The organism is Mycobacterium sp. 1245499.0 (genome assembly GCF_001673615.1).
GTDB lineage: Bacteria > Actinomycetota > Actinomycetes > Mycobacteriales > Mycobacteriaceae > Mycobacterium > Mycobacterium europaeum_A.
The window spans coordinates 1-14832 of the sequence record NZ_LZMG01000297.1; the positions used below are offsets into that span (position 1 = coordinate 1).

Annotated in this window: 19 protein-coding genes and 1 pseudogene; 14 read left to right on the top strand and 6 right to left on the bottom strand. The window is 65.8% G+C overall.

What is annotated here, in order from left to right; genetic code table 11:
* A partial coding sequence (locus tag A5646_RS17885) for a TetR/AcrR family transcriptional regulator (RefSeq protein WP_067023089.1) occupies positions 1-437 on the bottom strand: 437 nt, incomplete at its 3' end.
* A 100-nt stretch (positions 438-537) separates the two neighbouring features.
* On the opposite strand from A5646_RS17885, the gene A5646_RS17890 reads away from it, so the two are divergent.
* Genes A5646_RS17890 through A5646_RS17905 form a run of 4 tightly spaced genes read left to right on the top strand, consistent with a single transcriptional unit; the run spans position 538 to position 2997 of the window.
* Complete coding sequence (locus A5646_RS17890; RefSeq protein ID WP_067023092.1) at positions 538-1323, top strand: hypothetical protein; 786 nt, start codon at positions 538-540, stop codon at positions 1321-1323.
* Positions 1320-2135: a hypothetical protein gene (locus tag A5646_RS17895; RefSeq protein WP_066880513.1), complete on the top strand. Its 816-nt coding sequence runs from the start codon at positions 1320-1322 to the stop codon at positions 2133-2135. Before A5646_RS17890 ends, A5646_RS17895 begins: the two co-directional genes overlap by 4 nt.
* Positions 2132-2710, top strand: coding sequence for a cytochrome c oxidase subunit 3 family protein (locus tag A5646_RS17900; protein WP_066864279.1), 579 nt, complete (start codon positions 2132-2134; stop codon positions 2708-2710). Before A5646_RS17895 ends, A5646_RS17900 begins: the two co-directional genes overlap by 4 nt.
* Positions 2711-2715: 5 nt before the next feature.
* Positions 2716-2997 (top strand): cytochrome C oxidase subunit IV family protein, encoded by a 282-nt coding sequence (locus A5646_RS17905; protein ID WP_066864277.1) that lies wholly within the window; start codon positions 2716-2718, stop codon positions 2995-2997.
* 20 nt (positions 2998-3017) lie between these two features.
* On the opposite strand, the gene A5646_RS17910 is transcribed toward A5646_RS17905, so the two are convergent.
* Complete coding sequence (locus A5646_RS17910) at positions 3018-4313, bottom strand: cytochrome P450 (RefSeq protein ID WP_066864275.1); 1296 nt, start codon at positions 4311-4313, stop codon at positions 3018-3020.
* A gap of 194 nt (positions 4314-4507) precedes the next feature.
* Between A5646_RS17910 and A5646_RS17915 the strand changes: the two genes are divergently transcribed.
* Positions 4508-5227 (top strand): TetR/AcrR family transcriptional regulator, encoded by a 720-nt coding sequence (locus A5646_RS17915; RefSeq protein WP_066864271.1) that lies wholly within the window; start codon positions 4508-4510, stop codon positions 5225-5227.
* Here A5646_RS17915 and A5646_RS17920 read toward each other — a convergent pair.
* Both A5646_RS17920 and A5646_RS17925 read right to left on the bottom strand, forming a co-directional pair.
* Positions 5143-5508: a hypothetical protein gene (locus tag A5646_RS17920; protein WP_082984773.1), complete on the bottom strand. Its 366-nt coding sequence runs from the start codon at positions 5506-5508 to the stop codon at positions 5143-5145. The two genes, A5646_RS17915 and A5646_RS17920, sit on opposite strands and share 85 nt — an antisense overlap.
* A 71-nt stretch (positions 5509-5579) precedes the next feature.
* Positions 5580-6335 (bottom strand): enoyl-CoA hydratase/isomerase family protein, encoded by a 756-nt coding sequence (locus A5646_RS17925; protein WP_067023097.1) that lies wholly within the window; start codon positions 6333-6335, stop codon positions 5580-5582.
* Between the two features lie 111 nt (positions 6336-6446).
* On the opposite strand from A5646_RS17925, the gene A5646_RS17930 reads away from it, so the two are divergent.
* The 5 genes from A5646_RS17930 to A5646_RS17950 all read left to right on the top strand — a co-directional run bounded on the left by A5646_RS17930 (position 6447) and on the right by A5646_RS17950 (position 10405).
* Positions 6447-6866, top strand: coding sequence for a lipoprotein LpqH (locus A5646_RS17930; protein ID WP_066864263.1), 420 nt, complete (start codon positions 6447-6449; stop codon positions 6864-6866).
* A gap of 87 nt (positions 6867-6953) precedes the next feature.
* Complete coding sequence (locus A5646_RS17935) at positions 6954-8144, top strand: amidohydrolase family protein (RefSeq protein WP_066864260.1); 1191 nt, start codon at positions 6954-6956, stop codon at positions 8142-8144.
* 38 nt (positions 8145-8182) lie between these two features.
* Entirely contained in the window at positions 8183-9586 is a 1404-nt protein-coding gene (locus A5646_RS17940) for a FadD3 family acyl-CoA ligase (RefSeq protein WP_067023103.1), read from the top strand.
* Entirely contained in the window at positions 9583-10209 is a 627-nt protein-coding gene (locus A5646_RS17945; RefSeq protein ID WP_066864258.1) for a fatty-acid--CoA ligase, read from the top strand. Before A5646_RS17940 ends, A5646_RS17945 begins: the two co-directional genes overlap by 4 nt.
* A gap of 10 nt (positions 10210-10219) precedes the next feature.
* Complete coding sequence (locus A5646_RS17950; RefSeq protein WP_066880519.1) at positions 10220-10405, top strand: bacterioferritin-associated ferredoxin; 186 nt, start codon at positions 10220-10222, stop codon at positions 10403-10405.
* Positions 10406-10409: 4 nt separating this feature from the next.
* Here the strand turns inward: A5646_RS17950 and A5646_RS17955 are convergent, their stop codons facing one another.
* Complete coding sequence (locus A5646_RS17955; RefSeq protein WP_067023107.1) at positions 10410-12095, bottom strand: alpha-keto acid decarboxylase family protein; 1686 nt, start codon at positions 12093-12095, stop codon at positions 10410-10412.
* A gap of 67 nt (positions 12096-12162) precedes the next feature.
* Between A5646_RS17955 and A5646_RS17960 the strand changes: the two genes are divergently transcribed.
* From A5646_RS17960 to A5646_RS17975, 4 genes are read left to right on the top strand one after another with little or no spacing between them, the layout of a single operon-like run.
* Positions 12163-12606, top strand: a complete 444-nt coding sequence (locus A5646_RS17960) for an SRPBCC family protein (protein ID WP_066864255.1) — start codon at positions 12163-12165, stop codon at positions 12604-12606.
* Between the two features lie 5 nt (positions 12607-12611).
* The gene (locus A5646_RS17965; protein WP_067023100.1) at positions 12612-13697 is read left to right on the top strand and encodes a CaiB/BaiF CoA-transferase family protein; all 1086 of its coding nucleotides are present in this window, start codon (positions 12612-12614) and stop codon (positions 13695-13697) included.
* 58 nt (positions 13698-13755) lie between these two features.
* Positions 13756-14211, top strand: a complete 456-nt coding sequence (locus A5646_RS17970; protein WP_066864252.1) for an SRPBCC family protein — start codon at positions 13756-13758, stop codon at positions 14209-14211.
* A 38-nt stretch (positions 14212-14249) separates the two neighbouring features.
* The gene (locus A5646_RS17975) at positions 14250-14690 is read left to right on the top strand and encodes an SRPBCC family protein (RefSeq protein ID WP_066864249.1); all 441 of its coding nucleotides are present in this window, start codon (positions 14250-14252) and stop codon (positions 14688-14690) included.
* On the opposite strand, the pseudogene A5646_RS29060 reads toward A5646_RS17975, so the two are convergent.
* A pseudogene (locus A5646_RS29060) lies at positions 14687-14832 on the bottom strand (aminotransferase); the annotation flags it as partial. The gene A5646_RS17975 and the pseudogene A5646_RS29060 sit on opposite strands and share 4 nt — an antisense overlap.

Below are 14832 nucleotides of genomic sequence, written 5' to 3' on the forward strand. Positions count from 1 at the left end.
CTCAGCAGCACCCGATACAGACGGTCCATGAAATGTTGAAACGGCTTGTGCTCGGCCAGCAGCCGGACGACGACGGGATCGAATTGCAGCGTGCGCACCAGTCGGCGGTCCCGAACGGCCATCTCGATCACGCCCACCAGCAACGCATCTCGCGCCTGGGGCCCGTCGTCGTACGCTTCGGCCGCCTCCAGCGCGGGCTCGAGCCGGCCGAGTTCGCGCTCGGTCACGGCGATCACGATCTGCTCTTTGGTCCGGAATTGGTGGTAGACAGCAGCTTTCGTGATACCGACGGCGTCGGCGATCATCTGCAATGACGTACCGCTGACGCCGTGGTTGGCGATCAGATCCAGCGCGGCATCGAGTACCCGTGTCCGGGCAGGACTGTGCTCGATGAGCCAGAATTGCTCACCGGTGTCCGGCTGCCGCGCTGTTCCCACGCACCGAGACTAGACGACGCTATTGACCCTGGCTAGCCGATCGGCTAGCTTCGCTCACAGCCGGGTTTCGGCGGCGATTTCGTGCGGGGAAGGAGTGCCGATGTCCGACGTCGGCGGAAACGACGGGGGCGGTAGCCAATCGGTGCGAACCGCCGCGCGGCGGACCGATGGCGAGCTGATTCTGCTCTGGACATTGCCCGCGGCGCTGATCCTGTGGATCGCGTCCTTCTTCCTGTTTCCAGGGTTCAACCCGCCGATGTCACCCACCATGCCGGCCGAACAGGTGGCCGCGTTCTACCGCGATCCGGCGCATATCCCCCAGATCCGTTCCAGCATGATCCTGTTCAATTGGTTCGGCGTGTGCCTCGTGCCGATCCTGGCCCTGATCGTGCTGCAGATTCGCCGCATGGCGCATCGGACGCCGATCTTTTCCTACGCGATGCTCGGGTGCGCGGCCGGTGGTCCGACGTTGTTTCTCGTTGCCAACGTCTGCTGGCTGCTGGCCGCCTTTCGACCGGAGCGCAGCCCCGAGTTGACCCAGCTGCTCAACGATCTCGGCTGGATCACCTTCACCATTCTGGTCCCGTTCTTCATCGGGCAGTGCGTAATCCTGGCCCTGGCAATCTATTTCGATGACAAGTCGCGCCCGGTGTTCAACCGCTGGGTGGCCCACTTCAACCTGCTGGTGGCGGCCGCGCTGACGCCGGCGTCCTTCGTCGGCGTGGCGTTGACCGGCCCGCTGGCGTGGGACGGCTTGCTCTCGTTCTGGGTGAAAAACGCCGCCATTGCCCTGTGGATCATCGTGATGGGTGTTGTCCTGGGTCGAGCCGTTTATCGCGAGCGGGCCGAAAGCCGTGATTGCCCAACGGAATTGGCTACCGCATGAGCGCGGTGATCACACCGCCGCCGTCCCCGGCCACGCCGCCCGCGGGCCCGCTGCATCACCGGATCGGCTGGCACCTGCGCCGCGACCCCAAGCGAGAGCTGTGGCTGGCGTGGGGGGTGCTCATGGTGTTCTACGGCCTCTTCTTCCCCATGTTCTTCATCGTGGCGCAGGTCCAGCCGCCGCCGGAACCCACCTGGGATCTCGCGACACAGGTCCACTGGTTCGCCGAACGTCGCCTCGGCATACCCGTCGGCTTCGGCGTCATCTTCGCCATCAGCGGCATGATCGCGGTCAACAACGCCCTCATCGCCTATTCGATGCGGCGCATGTCGGTCAGCCGGGCGTTCGCTTACTCGTATCTGCTCATCTACTCGCTCAGCGCGGTACCCGGCATGCTGCTGCTCAACATCGCGCTGATCGTCGGCACGCTGCGACCGGACCGCGATCCCCGGGTGATCGGCTGGCTGTATGACTTCGCGTTCCTGTCTTTTGACGGAACGATGGGGGTGTTTCTGATCGGCTCGCTCATCTGGATGGTGGCGATCCTGCTCGACAAGAATCGGGTATTTCCCAAGTGGTTCGGCTATCTCAACCTGTGCAACGCGCTGACCGAGGTGGTCGTGGCGCCGTGCTGGATCTTCCGGCGCGGCGTGTTCGCGTGGGATGGCGAGATCGCGTGGTGGCTCGATATGGTGGTGTTCGGCATCTACCAGGTCACGTTCATCGTCATGCTGTTCCAGATGATCCGCCGCGAAGACTTCGGGACCGGCGTGCTGCCGGACCTGCCGGCCAAGGGTCCGGTGGCGCAGTGACCGGCCTGGCCGGCAAGCCGGCGCGCGCGAGGGCTGTGCCGGGCCAGCCCGACATGTGGGCGTTCGTCCTGTTCGAAACCCTGGTGTTCACCGCGTATTTCGGCTTCTACCTGTTCTCCCGCGGCCGCAACCCCGAGCTGTTCCTGCATTCACAGGCTCAGCTCGACCTGCGCGTCGGGGTCTTGAACACATTGGTGTTGTTGCTCAGCTCATGGTCGGTGGCGCGGTGTGTGCAGTCGGCGCGCGCCGGCGCCTACCGGCCGGCGCTCCGGGATGTCTTCATCACGGCCGCATTCGGCGCAGTCTTCCTGTCGTTCAAGGTGCTCGAGTGGGCGCGACTGGTCCACGCCGGAAACGGCATCGACAGCAACGACTTCTTCATGTTCTATTTCTTCCTCACCGGCATCCACTTCGTGCACCTGCTGATCGGCTTCGTCGTGCTCGGCGTCATCGTCTACCAACTTCTGAGCCCGGCGCGGCGGGACCAAAACCTTGTCGAAACCTGCGCAACCTATTGGCACACCATCGATTTCCTGTGGGTGCTGATCTTTGCGCTGCTCTACGTGGTGAGGTGAGCCCAGTGAAACTCAACAAGAGGCTGTTGTTGGTCTGGGTGATCCTGGCCGCGTTGACGCTGGCCTATCTGGGGATCGACCACTCCGCCGGCGGATTGCTGAAGTCCAGCGCCGTGGTCACGTCGAGCGTCATCGTCATCGCACTGGTCAAGGTGCGCATCATCTTTCGCGAGTTCATGGAGGTGCGAGACGCCCCGGTCCTGCTGTGCCGACTCACCGACGCGTGGGTGGTGCTGATCGCGGTGGTCTTGCTCGGCAGTTACTTCGTGGGACTGCAGGTCCGGTAGCGCTCGCGAGCGTCGAACCCCTAGGCGACCGGCGCGACCGCGTCGGCGGTGGTGAACGTCAGGTGCAGTTCGCTGAGGCCCCGCAGGATGTACGTCGGCTCGTAGCTGTAGCGGCGCTCGGTGGCCGGCCCGTGATGGGCTTCGTTGATTTCGATGTGCGGCATGCGGTCCAGGATCCGCTCGATCGAGACACGGCCCTCGACGCGGGCGAGCGGACCGCCGGGACACGAGTGCACACCGCGGGCGAACGCCATGTGTTCGCGAACGTTCTTGCGGCGCAGGTCGAATTCGTGCGGGTTGTCGAATCGGCGCGGGTCGCGGTTGGCGGCGCCCGGCAGGATCATGACCACGGTGCCGGCGGGGATGTCGACACCGCCGATGCTGGTGGCCTTGCGGGCCAGGCGTGAGTCGCTCTTCACCGGGCTGTCCATGCGCAGCGACTCCTCGATGAACCCGGGAATCAGGCTGCGGTCATCCCGCAACTGTTGCTGGATGTCGGGCCGGTCACCGAGCACCTGCAGGGCGGCGCTGAGCAGCTTGGCCGTGGTTTCCTGCCCCGCGGCGAAGAGGAAGGTCGCCGAGCGGACCACCTCTATCACCGGGGGCGTCGACCCGTCCGGGTACTTCGCTTCGGCCAGGAAGGTCAGCACGTCGCCGCGCGGCTCACGGCGCCGATCCTCGATGTAGTGACAGAACTTGTCGTCGAGCCACTCGAGGGGGTTGATGCCCACCGATTCGTGGTCCAGCGCGCCCACCCGCGCGCCCGGCCGGTCGGCGCCCAGGACGGTGCGGAACTCCTTGTGGTCTTCCTCCGGCACCCCGAGCAGGTCGGCGATCACCAAAGTGGCGAACGGCTTGGAGTATTCGGCGATGAACTCGCACTCACCGATGCCGAGGAACTCGTCGAGCTGACGGTCGGCGAGGCGCCACATGAACTCCTCGTTCTGCTTGAGCCGGCTCGGGGTCAGCAGCTTGGCGAGCACCGACCGGGCCTTGGTGTGATCCGGCGGGTCCATCGTGACCATGTGCTCGTTCATCGGGAAGGAGCTGCGGTGCGCATCGATCTGGGCGCTGATGTCGTCGCCTTCGGGCGTGAAGGGCAGCGGCGGGAACGGCCCCCCGAGCGCGACGATGTTGGAGAAGGTGTCGGGGTCCTTGTAGATCTCGCAGGCCTCGTCATAGCCGGTGACGGCGACGACGCCGTAGTGCGGCAGCCGCAGCACGGGGTTTTGGCTCCGCAGGTAGTCGAAGTACGGATGCGGATCCGGGACCAAAGTCGGATCGGTGAAGAAGTCAATCGTCTCGAAGTTGCTCATCTTCAGTGCGTCCCCCTGGGCTGGGTTAACCGGTGGTGTACCGGGGCAAGCGGTATCGCCGCGTGATTACGAGATCGAAAATATGCTGAGCACCTGCTTAGCATGGCGGTAATGTCAGGGTCAAGATCGCAACGCCGCGCCACGATACGATCCGTGTGGTCGGCACGGGATGGCACACAGTACGGAGCAGGGACATGACATCGGCCCGCAGGATCGGGGCGCCGGACGCGAAAAACCGTGGTCTGTTGCTCGATGCTGCCGAGCAGCTGATGCTCGAAGAGGGGTATGCCGCGGTGACGTCGCGCCGGCTGGCGGGCCGGGCGGGATTGAAACCCCAGCTGGTGCACTACTACTTCCGCACCATGGAAGAGCTGTTCCTCGAGGTGTTCCGCCGCCGGGCCGAAGAGGCCCTTGAGGCGCACGCGCAAATGCTGAAGTTGCCACAGCCGCTGTGGGCGCTGTGGCGATTCGGCACCGACCCCGCCTTCACCCGGATTTCCATGGAATTCATGGCGCTGGCCAACCACCGCAAGGACATGCGGGCCGAAATCGCTTATTACGCAGAGCGTTTCCGCGAAGAACAGCGCCAAGCGGTGGCGACGGCGCTGGAGCGCTACGGCTCCAGGATTCAAGACGAGGGCCAGGACATCGACATCCCCCCGGTGGTGTGGACGGTGCTGATGAGCAGCCTCTCGCGCTTTCTGGTGCTCGAGCAGGCGATCGGCATGTCCGCCGGCCATGCCGAGACGGTGGAGCTGGTCGAAAACTACCTGCGCCGCCTGGAAGGCGAACCGCAACCGATCGAGGGTGTGCCGGAGACCTGGCTGGTTCACCAGTTACGCAGCGAGCAGAGCACGCCTTTGGGGCCGTCCTTGGATACGACGACGGCGCCGTCTACCGCCAGCTCACAGTGAAGCCCCGGCGTGCCGGGCTCCGTGCCCGTGCTCGCCACGACCATGGCGTAATGATCGGGGTCCGACATGTCCAGATCGAAGCCCCACGGTTTGCCCGGGGCGAGGTCGACGTCGACGTGTGGCGTGAACGAATAGGGGTTGTGGCTGTAATCGGAAAACTTGGCCGGCTGATGGTCCAGGTAATAGATGCTGGTGTAAATCGGATTCTGCGCGGTGACGGTGTACCTGACGTGATGCATGACGGGGTCATCGGCGTGTGCCCGCACGCTTCCCGCCAGCACTCCCGCCGCGGCCAACAGACAGGCCAACGAGATGGCGGGGCCGACGCCCAGCACCGTCTTCAAGTTCATGGTCATGACGCTCCTCCGGCTGCCGGGCGCGGTTTGGTGTTGCGGTTCATGACCCGTTCTGCGGCCTGCCAGTGTGGGTCGGCAACCCATAGTCGCGCAAAGGATGCTATCGCCTCATCAGGAGAAACTCCGCGGATTACGCGCTTTATCTCCGTCGCCGGGCGGCGGGCCAGCGACCTCGCGACCGCTCGCCATCCTTCGTCGGGTGAGTCGAAGACGGCGCGGGGCAGCACCTGGTCCACCAGGCCGATCCGCTCGGCCTCGGCCGCGCCGAGGGCGGTTCCCGAACCGGCCAACAGCAGCGCCTTGCTCTTTCCGACCAGCGCGGCCAGCCGCTCGGCTCCGCCCCAGGCCGGCATGATCTCCAGCTGCACCTGGTTGAAGGCGATCTTGATGTCGTCGGCGGCCACCCGGATGTCGGCGGCGACCGCGACTTCGGCGCCGCCCCCGAGCGCGTGACCGTTGAGCGCGGCGATGACGGGGGCGGGGAAGTCCGCCAGCTGGTCGCAGATGGACCGCATCCGCCGGGCCATCGCCGCGGCGTCCTCCTCGGTCCGCAGCGCGCTCAGTTCCTTGAGGTCACCGCCGGAGACGAAGGCCTTGTCCCCGGCGCCCTTGATCACCAGCGCCTGCGCATCCGCCGCCGCGTCGAGCGCCTTCTCCAGCTGGTCCATGGTGTCCAGGCCAATGGCGTTGCGCGCGTGCGGGCGGTCGATGGTGACCACGGCCAACCCGTCGTCGATCTCCAGGTCCACCATGTTCTTGTTATCGCTCCTCGGCAAGAACCCGATATTGGCATTCTCTTTTCGCGAGAATAACATCATCGCTGCAGCCCAAGAACTTTCGCCGGCGAGAATTGAGGTGACTCGGTGCGGAGTCCCATCGCGGCCGCCACTGCGGTCCTGACCATTACCTTGGTCGCGGCGTGCACGTCGCGACCGCCGACCCAACTCGCCGGCACGGCATCCGTCACCGTCAACGGCAACGACCGGAATTTTCATATCGTCAAGTGCGGTCAACGCGAATGGACCCGGACCATCGACATCGGTAGCGATTTTGCCGGCGCCAAGCTCATCGTCGACGAGAGCGCGCAACCGGCGACGGTCGAGTCGGTGCACATCCAGAATGTGGGCGGCTTCACCGGGATGTACTCCCGGGGCGGCGACGGGACCGGCGACATGAGCATGACGGGCGACAAATTCACCGTCAGCGGCACCGCCAACGGCTACAAGACCGACAAGCCCGGGGAACCGGCCACCGCCACCTACAAGATCTACGTGTCGTGCTGACCTCGTCGAACAGCGGTTCGGCGGGGGCACGTTGCGGTTAGGCGCCTGTAGAGAATAGTATTCTCACAAATCAAGAAGGAGGATTTCATGGGGCAGTTGTCGCACCGGGAAGACGTCCCGTTTCCGATCTTTGACGCGGATAACCATCTGTACGAGCCGCCGGAAGCGCTGACCAAGTTCTTGCCCAAGGCGTACAAGGACTATGTCCAGTACGTGCAGGTCAACGGGCGGACGAAGATCGCCATCCGCGGCCAAATCAGCAACTACATTCCCAACCCGACCTTCGAGGTCGTCGCCCGGCCGGGTGCCTGGGAGGAGTACTTCAAGTTCGGTAACCCGGACGGCAAATCCAAGCGCGAACTGTTCGGCGAGCCGATGCGCGCGATACCGGCGTTCTTCGAACCCGGCCCGCGGCTGGAGAAGATGAACGAGCTGGGCCTGGACCGCACGCTGATGTTCCCGACGCTGGCCAGCCTGCTCGAGGAGCGGCTGCGCGACGACCCCGTCGCCATCCACGTCCTGGTTCACGCGTTGAACGAGTGGCTCGACGAGGTATGGGGCTTCAACTACCAGAACCGCATCTTCACCACGCCGGTCATCACGCTGCCGATCGTGGAGAAGGCGATCGAGGAACTGGAGTGGGCGGTCAAGCGCGGCGCCCGCGCCATTTTGATCCGCCCGGCTCCCGTCCCCGGCTTCCGCGGCCCGCGGTCGTTCGCGGTGCCCGAGTTCGACCCATTCTGGGAAAGGGTCGTCGAGCACGACGTGCTGGTCGGCATGCACTCCAGCGACAGCGGCTACTCGCGCTACACCTCCGAGTGGGACGGCGCCGAACAGGAAATGCTGCCGTTCCAGACGAATGCGATGAACATTCTCAACGAATGGCGGCCGATCCAGGATGCGGTGGGCTCGTGGGTGATCCACGGCGCGCTCTACCGCCACCCGAAGCTGAAGGTCGCGATCGTCGAGGCCGGTTCGAAGTGGATGACCCCGCTGCTCGACGGCCTGGCCGAGGTCTTCCGGAAGGCCCCGGAGGCCTTCCCCAGCGACCCCGTCGAGACGGTCAAGAACCGGATCCACGTCAGCCCGTTCTTCGAGGACGGCATCGACGACCTGATCAGCCTCGTCGGTGTGGATCAGGTCTTGTACGGCTCGGACTGGCCGCACCCGGAGGGCCTGGCGGAGCCGACGTACTACGTCAACGCGCTGTCGCACCTGTCCGTTGACGACCAGGCCAAGATCATGGGCGGCAACCTCGGTCGGCTCGTCACGGTGTGACCGGCCGGCCAAACCAGGCATGGCAGACCATCCCGGAGATGGTCTTGAGCGCAGCGGACCGCTTCGGCGATGCGGAAGCAGTCGTCGACGGTCCGCTGCGTTTGACTTTCGCCGAAGTCGTCGAGCGAATTCGTTGCGCCGCAGGCGCTTTCGCTGACCTCGGCATCGAAAAGGGCGACCGGGTCGCGATCTGGGCACCGAATTCGGCCGAGTGGATCATCGCCGCGTTCGGGTTGCTCACCGCGGGCGGTGTGCTCGTCCCGGTCAATACCCGGTTCAAGACCGAAGAGGCCGGTGACATCATCGGCCGCAGCAAGGTGAAGGCGGTCCTGGTCCAGAAGGGCTTTCTGAACCAGGATTACACCGCCCCCGCCGGGGTGCCGGTCATCGACCTGAAGTCCGACTTCCTGTCCAGCGGTTCACCGTTCGAGCGTCCGGTGCGCGGCACCGATACCTCGGACATCATCTTCACCTCGGGCACCACCGGGCGCCCCAAGGGCGCAATGCTGAATCACGGCCAGACGCTGCGCATGTACGAGGAGTGGGCGACGCTCGCGGACCTGCGCGAGGGCGACCGCTATCTCCAGATCAACCCGTACTTTCACACCTTCGGGCTCAAGGCCGGCCTGGTGACCTCTTTCCTGCGCGGTGCGACGATGCTGCCCGTCGCGGTGTTCGACGTCGACACCGTCGTGAATCTCATTGAACGCGAACACATTACAATGCTTCCCGGACCGCCAACGCTGTATCACTCGTTGCTGACGGTGGGGGACAAGTCCAAGCTGTCGTCGTTGCGTGCGGGGGTGACCGGCGCCGCCGACATTCCCGTCGAGCTGGTGCGGCGCATCCACGACGAGCTGCCCTTCCAGACGTTGATGACGGGTTACGGCCTGACCGAAGCCGGCAACGTCACCCTTTCGCTGCCCGGCGACTCCTTCGAGGATGTGGCCACCACCGCGGGCGTGCCGTGCGACGGGGTCGAGGTGCGCATCGCCCACGACGGCGAAGTGCTGGTCCGCGGCTACGGAGTCATGCAGGGGTACCTCGACGAACCGGAGGCCACCGCCCAAGCGATCGACGGCGAGGGGTGGCTGCACACCGGGGATCTGGGGGAATTCACCGAGGCCGGTCGGCTGCGCATCGTCGGCCGGAAAAAGGACATGTTCATCGTCGGTGGATTCAACGCCTACCCGGCCGAGATCGAGGGCTTCCTGCTCAGCCACCCGGCCGTCGCGCAGGCGGCCGTCATCGGTGTCCCCGATGAGCGGATGGGCCAGGTGGGCAAGGCTTTCGTGGTCCGTAACGCCGATGTCAGCGCCGAAGAGCTGATCGGCTGGTGCCGGGACCGGATGGCCGGGTTCAAAGTGCCGCGCGCGGTAGAGTTCCTTGATTCACTTCCACTCAACGCCACAGGGAAAGTGATGAAGGACCAACTGCGGTGAACAACGGCGACATTCATTCGATGGTGATCGCGTCGGATTATCGCGTCCCCGACCCGACCAGGGTATGGCCGCTGCTGGAACGCAATAAGGCCGCCCTGGCCGACATCGGTGCGCACCATGTGCTCGTCTACACCTCGACACATGACCACGGGCGGGTGTTGGTGATGATCGGCGTCCACAGCAGGGAGCCGATCGTGGAGCTGTTGCGCTCCCGGGTCTTCTTCGACTGGTTCGACGAGGCCGGCGTCGAGGACATACCCGCGGTCTTCGCCGGCGAGATCGTCGACAGGTTCATCGCGCAGCCACCGAAAACCCCTGCGGCACCGGGCGTCGTGGTGGCCGCCATCGCGTCGGTCAACGACGTGTCCCTGCTGACCTCCGAAGTCGGCACGGCGATAGACAGATTCACCACCGCCGGAATCCGAAAGACGTGGGTATTCCAGGCTTTCGACGACGATCACGAGGTGCTGATCCTGCAGGAGTTTCCCGACGAGGAAAGCGCGCGGCGCTGGATCGACCACCCCGATGCCGCGGCGCAATGGATGTCGGGCGCGGGCATCGGTGCCTACCCGCCGCTGTTCGTCGGCCGATTCTTCGACATGATGCGCATCGGGGCGGACTGAGGGCTCGCCGGTGTTCGTATGCCTGTGTAACGGCGTCACCAGCCAAACCGTGACCGAGGCCGTGGAATGCGGGGCGTCGACGACCAAGGAAGTCGCCCAGGCCTGTGGGGCGGGCGCCGACTGCGGTCGCTGCCGGCGCACGGTGCAGGCCATCCTGCGCTCGTCCAGCCCGGAGCGAACCCCGAACTCGCGCTAGGGCGTCAGCGCCGGGGGCTGCCGTCCGGTGACGTCGGTCGGACGAGGTCGACGAGCAGGTTGGGGATTTCGAGCCGTGGCAGTATCACCTCGACGAACACCATGCGGTCCTGGTGCTGCGCCGCTGCGGTCAGGGCGTCGTCGAGCTCGCCGTAGGTCTGCACCCGGAACGACAAGTGGTCGGTGACGCCCAGCGCCCGGGGAACGTCCGTCCACTGCCAGCTCACGATGTCGTTATAGGGCGCGGTCTGGCCGTGGATCGCCCGCTCGATCGTGTAGCCGTCGTTGTTGACCACCACGATGACGGGGGTCAGGCCCTCGCGCGAAAAGGCGCCCAGCTCCTGGACGGTCAGTTGCGCCGCGCCGTCGCCGATGATCAACACCGTCCTGCGGTCCGGGTGCGCCACGGCCGCCCCGAGCGCGGCGGGCAACGTGTAACCGATTGAGCCCCATAGTGGTTGACCGATGAACGTCACGCCCTGCGGCAGCCGGTGGTCGGCCATGCCGTAGAAGGAGGTGCCCTGGTCGGCGAGCACCACGTTGCCCGGTGTGAGGGCCACACACAGGCGGTCCCACAACATCTTCTGGGTCAGCGGTTCGTCGCGGGGCGGGGGCGGCGGCAGCGGCTCGGCGGGCGGCGAGACCACCGGCGGCGACGAGACCCCGCGCCGGGCCACGATGGTGGCCAGCGCGTCGAGCGCGGCGCCCATTTCCAACGGCGCGAAGACTTCCCCGGCCACGCTGCTCTGATACTGGCCCACATCGATGGTCCGGGCCGGGTCGATGCGCTGGCTGAAGAAGCCGCTGACCATGTCGGTGAACACGACGCCGGCGGTCACCAGCACGGGCGCGTCCTCGATCGCGGCGCGCACCGCCGGCGCGCTGGCCGACCCGGCGTAGATGCCCAGGAAGTTGGGTGAGCTCTCGTCGAGCAGGCTCTTGCCCCACATCAACGTGGCGTGCGGCACCACGTCGGCGGCCAGCAGCGCCTCGAGTTCCTTGATCGCCTGCAGCCGGTGCACCAGCAGGTCGGCGAGCACCGTGACCTGGTGGTCGCCGATGAGTGCGCTCGCCGCCTCGACGAACATGGCCAGCGCGCGGGGACTGGTGCCCCCGGTGTAGCGGGGCAACGGCGCCTCCGGCGGCTCGGTGGGGAAGCGCGCCACGTCGGTGGACAGCAGGATGTAGCCGGGGCGTTTCTGCTCACGCACCTCCGACAACACCCGGTCGATCTCGCGGCGGGCCGTCGCGGGCATGAGATTAGTTTGGGCGCAGGTGATTTCGCGGCTGACCCGAAAGAAGTGCTCGAAGTCCCCGTCGCCGAGCGAATGGTGCAGCGCCCGGCGGGTGCCCTGGGCGTCCTTGGACGGGCCGCCGACGATGTGCACGACGGGTACCTGTTCGGCGTAGCTGCCCGCGATCGCGTTGGCCGCCGAGAGCTCGCCGACGCCGAATGTCGTTACCAAAGCCGACATTCCGCGCAGGCGACCATATCCGTCGGCGGCGTAGCCAGCGTTGAGCTCGTTGGCGTTGCCGACCCAGCGGATGCGGGGATGGGCGATGATGTGGTCGAGGAATTCCAGGTTGTAATCGCCGGGAACACCGAAGATCTCCGAGACGCCGAGCTCGGCGAGACGGTCCAACAGGTAGTCACCGACGGTGTATGCGGTATCGGTCGCGGCATCAGTCACAGGCACGACGGTACGCTCGAAGTTCAATCCGTTCCGGGTGAGACGCGGTGCCAGTATCGTGCGGGCCATGGCACTCAAAGAATCCCGCGACATCGTCATCGAAGCCAGTCCCGAGGAGATTCTGGACGTCATCGCCGACTTCGAAGCGATGCCCGACTGGTCGGAGCCGCATCAGAGTGCGGAGATCCTCGACACCGGCGACGACGGGCGCCCCCGCCAAGTGCGGATGAAGGTCAAGGTCGCCGGGATCACCGATGAACAGGTGGTGGCCTACACCTGGGGCGACAACGTGGTGAGCTGGAAGCTGGTCAGCTCCTCGCAGCAGAAGGCGCAGGACGGAAAGTACACCCTGGTGCCGCAGGGCGAGGGGACCCTGGTCAAGTTCGAGTTGCTGGCCGACCCGAACGTGCCGCTGCCGGGCTTCGTGCTCAAGCGTGCCGTGAAGGGAACTATCGATTCGGCGACCAAGGCGCTGCGCGAGCGGGTGCTCCAGGTGAAGAAGGGTAACTAGCCGCCGTGGGCGGTGGCGGGCCGCTGGCGGGGGTGCGCGTCATCGAACTCGGCGGCATCGGGCCCGGGCCGCACGCGGGAATGCTGCTCGCCGACCTGGGTGCCGACGTGGTGCGGGTGCGCCGGCCCGGCGGCGTGGCGATCGCGATGCCAGCCGAGGGTCGTGATCTGCTGCATCGCGGCAAGCGGATCGTCGACCTGGACGTCAAGGCGCAGCCGCAGGCGCTGCTGGGCCTGGCCGCCAAGGCCGACGTGCTGCTGGACTGCTTCCGTCTCGGAACCTGCGAGCGGCTCGGCATCGGGCCCGACGACTGCGCGGCGCTCAACCCGCGGCTGATCTACGCCCGGATGACCGGCTGGGGCCAGGACGGGCCGCTGGCCGCGACCGCCGGGCATGACATCAACTACCTGGCGCAGACCGGTGCGCTGTCGGCGCTGGGATATGCCGACCGGCCCCCGATGCCGCCGCTGAACCTGGTCGCCGACTTCGGCGGCGGCTCGATGCTGGTGGTGATCGGCATCGCGGCCGCCCTCTACGAACGCGAACGCACGGGCACCGGGCAGGTGATCGACGCGGCGATGGTCGACGGTGTCAGCCTGCTGTCCCAGATGATGTGGACCATGAAGTCCACTGGGGCACTGCGCGACCGGCGCGAATCGTTTCTGCTCGACGGTGGCGCCCCGTTCTATAGCTGCTACGAGACCGCCGACGGTAAGTACGTGGCCGTCGGCGCCATCGAGCCGCAATTCTTCGCGGCGTTGCTCGATGGGCTTGGCCTGTCACCCGATGACGTGCCGGCCCAACACGACAAAGCTTCCTATCCGCGGATGCGCGAGATCTTCACCCGGCGGTTCGCCGGGCGCACGCGCGACGAGTGGGCACAGACGTTCGCCGGCACCGACGCGTGCGTCACCGCAGTGCTGACGTGGAGCGAGGCCGCCACCGACGAGCACTTGCGGGCGCGGTCCACTGTGATCACCGCCCATGGCGCCGACCAGGCCGCGCCCGCCCCACGCTTTTCGCGGACCCCGGCCGGACCGGTCGGACCGCCGCCGGCGAAAACCACACCGCTTGCCGAAATCAACTGGTAGGGAACTGGTTACGCCGAATCCGTCCGCAGCGGGATCGGCGTTGCTAAGTTGATCTTCAGTGGCCGTAAAAGCATCACGGGAATTCGTCGTCAACGCGCCGCCAGAAGTGGTCATGGAGGCGCTGACAGATGTCGGCGTCCTGTCATCGTGGTCGCCGCTGCACAAACACATCGAAGTGATCGACCGTTATCCCGACGGCCGGCCGCACCATGTCAAGACCACCATCAAGATTCTCGGGCTGGTCGATAAGGAGGTCCTGGAATATCACTGGGGTCCCGATTGGGTCGTCTACGACGCCACGGGAACCTCGCAGCAGCATGGGCAGCACGTCGAATACACCCTCAAACCCGAAGGGATCGACCAGACTCGGGTGCGTTTCGACATCACCGTCGAACCCGGCCGGCCCATGCCCGCGTTCATCGTTCGACGGGCCGCCGAGAGCGTTCTCGACGCCTCCATGAAGGGATTGCGCGACCTGGTCTCGGGCGACAGGGAGTCCCCCGGGACCGAATAGCCTTCGCCGGTGGCTGCGCTGGCGTTAACTTAGTGGTAGTGGCCGTTCAAGCATCGTCGGAAATCATCATCGACGCGCCTCCGGAAGTCATCATGGAGGCGCTCGCCGATATGGATGCCGTGCCCTCGTGGTCGTCGGTCCACAAGCGGGTCGAGGTCGTCGACAAGCATCCCGACGGCCGCCCCCACCACGTGAAGGTCACGATCTCGGTGACCGGCATCCACGACACGGAATTGCTCGAATACCATTGGGGCCCAGACTGGATGGTGTGGGACGCCCGGAAGACGGCGCAGCAGCACGGTCAGCACGGCGAGTACAACCTGAGCCGGCTGGGCGTGGACAAGACCAGGGTGCGCTTCACCATCACCGTCGAACCGTGGGCGCCGCTACCGGAGTTCTGGATCGCCCGGGCCCGCAAGAAAATCCTGCACGCCGCGCTGGAGGGTCTGCGTAAGCGCGTGATGGGAACGGCCGGCTAACCGGCGTCTTTCAGTGCGGCCAGCCGCTTGATCGCCTCGTCGAGCGTGTCGTCACGTTTACAGAAGGTGAAGCGCACCAAGTGATTCCACACGTCGGCCGGACCGCTCGCCGCCGCGGGGTCACGGAACGCCGACAGCGGGA